Annotated in this window: 9 protein-coding genes; 6 read left to right on the forward strand and 3 right to left on the reverse strand. The window is 49.7% G+C overall.

The features are described 5' to 3' along the window. Window positions 1–17 precede the first annotated feature (17 nt). Together fmt and def are read right to left on the reverse strand one after the other, a co-directional pair. Window positions 18–962, reverse strand: coding sequence for a methionyl-tRNA formyltransferase (fmt, locus tag JK198_RS15635; RefSeq protein WP_212709486.1), 945 nt, complete (start codon window positions 960–962; stop codon window positions 18–20). 20 nt (window positions 963–982) lie between these two features. Continuing rightward, window positions 983–1,495 carry a peptide deformylase gene (def, locus tag JK198_RS15640; protein ID WP_212709487.1) on the reverse strand — a complete coding sequence of 171 codons (513 nt, stop codon included), beginning with the start codon at window positions 1,493–1,495 and terminating at the stop codon, window positions 983–985. Between the two features lie 116 nt (window positions 1,496–1,611). Between def and dprA the strand changes: the two genes are divergently transcribed. From dprA to JK198_RS15670, 6 genes are read left to right on the forward strand one after another with little or no spacing between them, the layout of a single operon-like run. Further along, a complete protein-coding gene (dprA, locus tag JK198_RS15645) occupies window positions 1,612–2,736 on the forward strand; it encodes a DNA-protecting protein DprA (RefSeq protein ID WP_212709488.1) in 1,125 nt (374 codons plus the stop codon). After that, complete coding sequence (gene smg / locus JK198_RS15650) at window positions 2,708–3,181, forward strand: DUF494 family protein Smg (protein ID WP_212710963.1); 474 nt, start codon at window positions 2,708–2,710, stop codon at window positions 3,179–3,181. The genes dprA and smg overlap by 29 nt, the downstream gene beginning before the upstream one ends. A 24-nt stretch (window positions 3,182–3,205) precedes the next feature. Next, on the forward strand, window positions 3,206–3,760 hold the full coding sequence (locus JK198_RS15655; RefSeq protein ID WP_212709490.1) for a type I DNA topoisomerase: 555 nt from the start codon (window positions 3,206–3,208) through the stop codon (window positions 3,758–3,760). An 8-nt stretch (window positions 3,761–3,768) separates the two neighbouring features. Continuing rightward, window positions 3,769–4,335 (forward strand): L-threonylcarbamoyladenylate synthase type 1 TsaC, encoded by a 567-nt coding sequence (gene tsaC / locus JK198_RS15660; RefSeq protein ID WP_212710964.1) that lies wholly within the window; start codon window positions 3,769–3,771, stop codon window positions 4,333–4,335. Between the two features lie 3 nt (window positions 4,336–4,338). Beyond that, complete coding sequence (gene aroE / locus JK198_RS15665) at window positions 4,339–5,154, forward strand: shikimate dehydrogenase (RefSeq protein ID WP_212710965.1); 816 nt, start codon at window positions 4,339–4,341, stop codon at window positions 5,152–5,154. Continuing rightward, on the forward strand, window positions 5,151–5,408 hold the full coding sequence (locus tag JK198_RS15670; RefSeq protein WP_212709493.1) for a DUF1488 domain-containing protein: 258 nt from the start codon (window positions 5,151–5,153) through the stop codon (window positions 5,406–5,408). Before aroE ends, JK198_RS15670 begins: the two co-directional genes overlap by 4 nt. Here the strand turns inward: JK198_RS15670 and JK198_RS15675 are convergent. Continuing rightward, the gene (locus JK198_RS15675; protein ID WP_212710966.1) at window positions 5,375–5,932 is read right to left on the reverse strand and encodes a gamma carbonic anhydrase family protein; all 558 of its coding nucleotides are present in this window, start codon (window positions 5,930–5,932) and stop codon (window positions 5,375–5,377) included. The two genes, JK198_RS15670 and JK198_RS15675, sit on opposite strands and share 34 nt — an antisense overlap. Window positions 5,933–6,251 lie beyond the last annotated feature (319 nt).

The raw sequence follows: 6,251 nt of genomic DNA on the forward strand, positions 1-6,251 counted from the left end.
CGGCAGGTTTCGTGTCCTCAGGCCAGGACAGTACCAGAAGTGAACCATTCCTGACGTGAGTTAAGCAGATCTTTGGCTGGCATCGCTTTTTTACCCGCGGGCTGCAGGATTTCCAGTTGCAGTACACCTTCTGCAGTGGCGACTTGTATACCCTGTTTGTCAGACTGTACGATTGTCCCTGGCTGTACGTCCTGATGGGGAAGTACCGTGGCCAGCCATACTTTGACCGGTTGTTCATCAACCATAAAGTAACTCACCGGCCAGGGATTAAAGGCCCGGATACACCTTTCCAGCTGTTTGGCGGACAGATTCCAGTCCAGTCTGGCTTCTTCTTTACTGAGTTTACTTGCATAGGTTGCCAGGGAATCATCCTGCTTTTCCGCGACAGCAGTTCCGTTGGCAAGCTGTTGCAGGGTTTGCAGCATCCCTTGCGGGCCCAGTTGTGCCAGCGAATCATACAGCGAAGCACTGGTATCCTGCGGGGTTATCGGGCAATTAAGCCTGAGTAACATGTCACCGGTATCCAGGCCGATATCCATCTGCATGATGGTTATACCTGTATGCTGATCTCCAGCCCAGAGTGCACGCTGGATAGGCGCAGCACCACGCCAGCGCGGCAGTAATGAACCGTGAACATTAATACATCCCAGACGTGGCATATCGAGAACCGCCTGTGGTAATAACAAGCCATACGCGACAACCACCATGATGTCGGCATCCAGGCCGGCGATTAATTGCTGATTTTCCTGCTGACGTAAGGACGCTGGCTGGAAAACGGGAACCTGATGAGATTCCGCCAGGGCTTTCACCGGGCTGGCAACTAACTTTTTACCGCGGCCGGCAGGGCGGTCTGGCTGAGTAAAGACACCGACGATCTGATGTTCAGATGCAAACAGCGCGTCAAGATGACGCGCTGCAAAATCAGGTGTGCCGGCAAAAATGATTTTTAACGAATCGGACACAATCACCCCTTATGCGGGTTTCAGGACGCCCTGGACGTTTGCCGGGCAAGTTTTTCCAGTTTCTGACGGATACGCTGACGTTTCAGCGGCGACAGATAATCGACAAATAATTTACCCATCAGATGATCCATTTCATGCTGAATGCAGATTGCCAGCAGGCCATCGGTTTCCAGCTCGTAGGATTCACCGTCACGGTTCAGGGCACGGATCTTCACCCGTTCAGCCCTGGGTACCAGTGCGCGTTGTTCAGGAATGGAAAGACAACCTTCCTCAATTCCGGTTTCGCCACTTTTTTCCAGTAATTCAGGGTTTATCAGTACCAGCTGTTGCTCCCGGTTCTCGGAAACATCAATCACAATAATGCGCTGATGGATATCGACCTGAGTTGCAGCCAGACCGATACCTTCTTCGGCATACATAGTCTCGAACATGTCGTCGACAATGCGCTGAATATCTTTATTTACTTCTTTTACTGGCGCAGCAACTGTACGGAGTCGCTCGTCAGGGAAATGTAATACCTGTAAGACTGACATAAATTTCCGGATATTTATTCATGATATTTTAATTGACTGCCTTATATTGTAGACGTTTCATCAGGTGATTGACAGTATTGCCGCAGGGATAAAGCGTCTGTCAGAGGGATCGCCGGATGGATAGAACAGAGAAATGGTTACGCCTTGCTGCGGTCCGGGGCCTGAAGCATACAGCCAGGCTGGCAGTCATTTATCAGCTTGAAGATCAGCCGGTAATAACTGAAGCTTTTCTGCAGTCACTCCTTCTGACACCACAACAATGCCAGCAGTTTTTTAGTGTCAGTGAAACCGGGCTTACACTGACCCGAAAATGGCTTGATACTGAAAATCATCATCTGGTGTGCTTTTCTGATACCAGATATCCGCATTTACTGGCAGAGACAACAGGAGGGCCGTTGTGTCTGTTTGTCGAAGGCGATCCGGCAGTACTTTCTTCACCTCAGCTGGCAATTGTTGGCAGCCGGCAATGTACCAGATACGGTCAGCACTGGACTGAATGCTTTTCCCGGGCCTTATCTCTGAGCGGGCTGACACTGACCAGCGGACTCGCACTGGGAGTTGACAGCATAGCCCATCGTGCTGCTTTAGCCTCCGACGGGAAAACGGTAGCAGTGCTGGGCAGCGGGTTAATGAATATCTATCCGCGCCAGCACTGGCAGCTTAGCCGTGACATCATCCTGCAGGGCGGAGCAATAGTTTCTGAATTTCCTCTGACGGCAGCACCACACCCCGGGAACTTTCCCCGGCGTAACCGGATAATCAGTGGCCTGAGCCTGGGGGTGCTGGTGACAGAAGCTGTGCTGAAAAGTGGATCATTAATTACGGCCCGTTATGCGTTAGAACAAAACCGTAACCTGTATGCCTTGCCCGGTGCGCTGGCTAAACCTGAAAGCGAAGGAACGCACTGGCTTATCCAGCAGGGGGCGTTACTGGTGACCCACCCGAATGATGTGCTGGAAGATTTACAAACCGGTTATCATTCTTTGCTGTTTTCTGCGGTTGAACAAATAAATTCATCAGAGTATGACACTGTTCCATTGCCATTTGCTGGTGTGTTGGCTAACGTAGATGATGAGGTTACACCTGTTGACGTCGTCGCTGAACGTGCCGGCCAACCTGTGCCAGTTATCGCCACTGCGTTATTAGAACTGGAGTTAGCAGGATGGATCGCAGCTGTACCCGGCGGCTATGTCCGTTTAAGGAGGGCATGCCATGTTCGACGTACTTATGTACTTGTTTGAGACTTATATTCATACCGGGACTGACACGCAGGTTGACCAGGGGAAGCTGACGGATGATCTTACTGACGCGGGCTTTGAGCAGGACGATATTGCCAATGCCCTGAGCTGGCTGGAGAAACTGGCTGATTATCAGGAAGGGCTGGTCGAGCCTATCCGGATGGCGTGCGATCCGCTGTCGATGCGTATTTATACACCTGAAGAGTGTCAGAAGCTTGATGCAGACTGTCGCGGATTTTTGCTGTTCCTGGAGCAGATCCGGGTACTGAATCTTGAAACCCGTGAAATGGTTATTGAGCGGGTAACCGCTCTGGATACCCGGGAATTTGAACTTGATGACCTGAAGTGGGTGGTCCTGATGGTATTGTTTAATATTCCGGGATGTGAAGATGCGTATCAGCAAATGGAAGAGTTACTTTTCGATGCTAATGACAGTATTCTCCACTGATAATATCTTCTGTGTAGTGAAATTATGACTAAAACAGCACTGTTTGCTGTGCACCATCAGGAAAATTGCCCCGTCTGCGGGGCTGAATTAGTGATTCGTTCTGGTAAGCACGGCCCTTTTACCGGATGTTCGGCTTATCCTGAATGTGATTATATCCGTCCTCTGGGACCGCGGAGTGATGGTCACGTTATTAAAATTCTTGAAGGCATTCCTTGCCCTGAGTGCGGCGCAGATAAAGCGCTGCGTCAGGGACGCTACGGGATGTTTATTTGCTGCAGCCATTACCCGGACTGCACACATAGCGAAACTATCGACCAGCCGGATGATACCGGAATTTCCTGTCCACAGTGCCAGCAGGGTGAACTGGTTCAGCGTCGTTCCCGTTACGGTAAATATTTCCACGCCTGTAGCCGTTACCCTGATTGCCAGTTTGTCGTGAATACCCGGCCGGTCGCCGGAGAATGCCCTGCATGTCATTTTCCTTTGTTAACAGAAAAGAAGACAGCTAAAGGCGTACGTTTAATTTGTGCCAGTAAAGTGTGCGGCAAGCCCGTCGCCGAAGATAACCAGGAAAAATAGCGTCCATTATGTCGACTGATTCAGTTTCAGATTCTTTGCAATATTGTGTTGAGCAATTACATAACAATGAGGTTATCGCCTACCCGACCGAAGCAGTATTCGGTCTGGGATGTGATCCGGACAGTGAGCAGGCGGTAATGGCTTTGCTGGCGTTAAAAAAACGCCCTGCAGAAAAAGGATTGATCCTTATTGCCGCGAACTATCAGCAACTGTTTCCTTATATAAGTGATGAACGACTGACGACAGAACAACGAGAACGAATGTTTTCTCACTGGCCGGGGCCGGTGACATTTGTGGTTCCTTCAACAGCTCCGGGCTGGCTCAGAGGACGTTTTGATTCACTGGCTGTAAGGGTCAGTGACCATCCCGGTGTGCAGCAGCTATGCCTGGCTTTTGGTAAACCACTGGTTTCTACCAGTGCGAACTTATCCGGTCAGGAACCCTGCCGGAATATCCGGGAAGTGGCGGAACAGTTTGGTACGGATTTTCCTGTATTAAACGATGTGACCGGCGGGCGTAACAATCCTTCAGAAATCCGGAATGTTATTACCGGTGAACTTATCCGGCAGGGGTAACGCATGGACGATTTTGTTGTTTTTGGAAATCCGGTTAATCACAGTAAATCGCCTTTTATCCATCAGCTGTTTGCCGCACAGACAGGAGTCCCGCATAGCTACGGACGGATATGTGCACCTGTTGATCAGTTTGTATCGACAGCCAGTGTCTTTTTCAGTGAGGGAGGGAAGGGAGCAAATGTCACTTTACCTTTCAAGCAGGAAGCCTGTGCCATGGCGGACGAACTGACAGAACGTGCCGCATTATCAAAAGCGGTTAATACATTAAAGAAACTGCCTGATGGAAAACTGCTGGGTGATAATACCGATGGCATAGGTTTGCTCAGCGATCTGCAACGATTGCAGATGATTACTCCCGACTCACATATTCTGCTGGTGGGCGCTGGCGGGGCGGCGAGGGGCGTGATTCTGCCGTTGCTCGCATTCGGTTGCAGGATAACTATAACTAACCGTACTCTCTCCAGAGCAGAAACGCTGGTCGAAACTTACGGTCATGCAGGAACGATTATTGCCAGTGAACATAACTCGCTGCAGCACGGCTATGATCTGATTATTAATGCAACATCCAGCGGGGTAAAGGGCGAAGTTCCCCGACTTCCCGACACGGTCTTCAGCAGCACGACGCAGTGTTACGATATGTTCTACCAGCAGGGTAATACTCCTTTTCTGAGCCTTGCGGCACAGCAAGGGGCGGGGGTATGTGCTGATGGGATAGGGATGCTGGTGGCACAGGCAGCACATTCATTTATGTTATGGCACGGTGTCATGCCCGATATCAAACCCGTGATCGACGCTGTGAAAGAAGCATTACGGCCATGAATCAGGCATTACAATTCCCGGACCGTGAAGAGTGGGATGAGGTCAGACAGGCCGTATGTTTTCCTGCTTTATATCAGGGGATGCAGCTTCACTGTGCTATCACCGCTGCTGACCTTCGCCATAGATTTGGTGAAGGTCAGCCACTTAAACTGTTCCGTCAGCATCGCTGGGACATCGAAGATGATATGGAATCGCGGATAATCGCCGGTACTGACGATGATTATGGCTGGTTCTGGTTATCTTCGGACAGATAGTTATTTTTCCATTTAACGTAGTTTGCTGTGGAATACAGCAGCCCCTGCTTTTCGTCGTCTGTCAGACGACGAATTTGCTTTACGGGGCTTCCCAGATACAGGTAGCCGCTTGCCAGTCGTTTGCCTGGCGGAACCAGACTCCCTGCCCCGATCATGACATCTTCTTCTATATATGCACCATCCAGCAAAATTGAACCCATTCCGACCAGTACCCGATTCCCGATAGTGCAGCCATGTAGCATAGCTTTATGTCCGACAGTAACATCATCGCCAATTATCAGTGGGTGACCTTGCGGATTATTTATGGAACAGTGGCTGACATGCAAAACACTGCCATCCTGAATATTACTGCGTTTACCGATAGCTATCTTATTTACATCACCCCGTATCACAACCAGTGGCCAGATACTGACATCATCACCAATAATGACATTGCCTGTCACAACGCTGGAGGGATCGATCATAACGTCTGCGCCGGTTTGTGGTGAATATCCCTGGTATTGACGTAACGGATTAACGGACATAACAGAAACTCCATTATTGCTCTTTCACTGATACCGGCAGGGGAAATATGAGTTTTCCCTCTTACGGCGACGCTTTTACCCGGTGTTATATTTAAAGAACAGCATACAAAATAAGACGCTGCGCATTCCCTGAAGCTGTCTGTATTGGTCGTTATTGTGTTTAATTCCGCGAATAAAACCGGTAAATGACCACTAAACAGACACACTGTGCAGGTTTATACACCGATCGGGGTGAAACTTCACCAGTCAGTAATTAATTTAAAATAAACCCTTGCCAGAAAAAATTAACTCCCTATAATGCGCATCCACTGACACGGCA

The organism is Tatumella sp. JGM91 (genome assembly GCF_018257575.1).
Lineage (GTDB): Bacteria > Pseudomonadota > Gammaproteobacteria > Enterobacterales > Enterobacteriaceae > Tatumella > Tatumella punctata.

Excerpts from the sequence above, each read along its gene's own strand:
- dprA (WP_212709488.1), top strand. The coding sequence starts at position 1,612 with ATGGATAGAACAGAGAAATGGTTACGCCTTGCTGCGGTCCGGGGCCTG.
- smg (WP_212710963.1), top strand. The coding sequence starts at position 2,708 with ATGTTCGACGTACTTATGTACTTGTTTGAGACTTATATTCATACCGGG.
- JK198_RS15670 (WP_212709493.1), top strand. The coding sequence starts at position 5,151 with ATGAATCAGGCATTACAATTCCCGGACCGTGAAGAGTGGGATGAGGTC.
- JK198_RS15655 (WP_212709490.1), top strand. The coding sequence starts at position 3,206 with ATGACTAAAACAGCACTGTTTGCTGTGCACCATCAGGAAAATTGCCCC.
- def (WP_212709487.1), bottom strand. The coding sequence starts at position 1,495 with ATGTCAGTCTTACAGGTATTACATTTCCCTGACGAGCGACTCCGTACA.
- JK198_RS15675 (WP_212710966.1), bottom strand. The coding sequence starts at position 5,932 with ATGTCCGTTAATCCGTTACGTCAATACCAGGGATATTCACCACAAACC.
- tsaC (WP_212710964.1), top strand. The coding sequence starts at position 3,769 with ATGTCGACTGATTCAGTTTCAGATTCTTTGCAATATTGTGTTGAGCAA.
- aroE (WP_212710965.1), top strand. The coding sequence starts at position 4,339 with ATGGACGATTTTGTTGTTTTTGGAAATCCGGTTAATCACAGTAAATCG.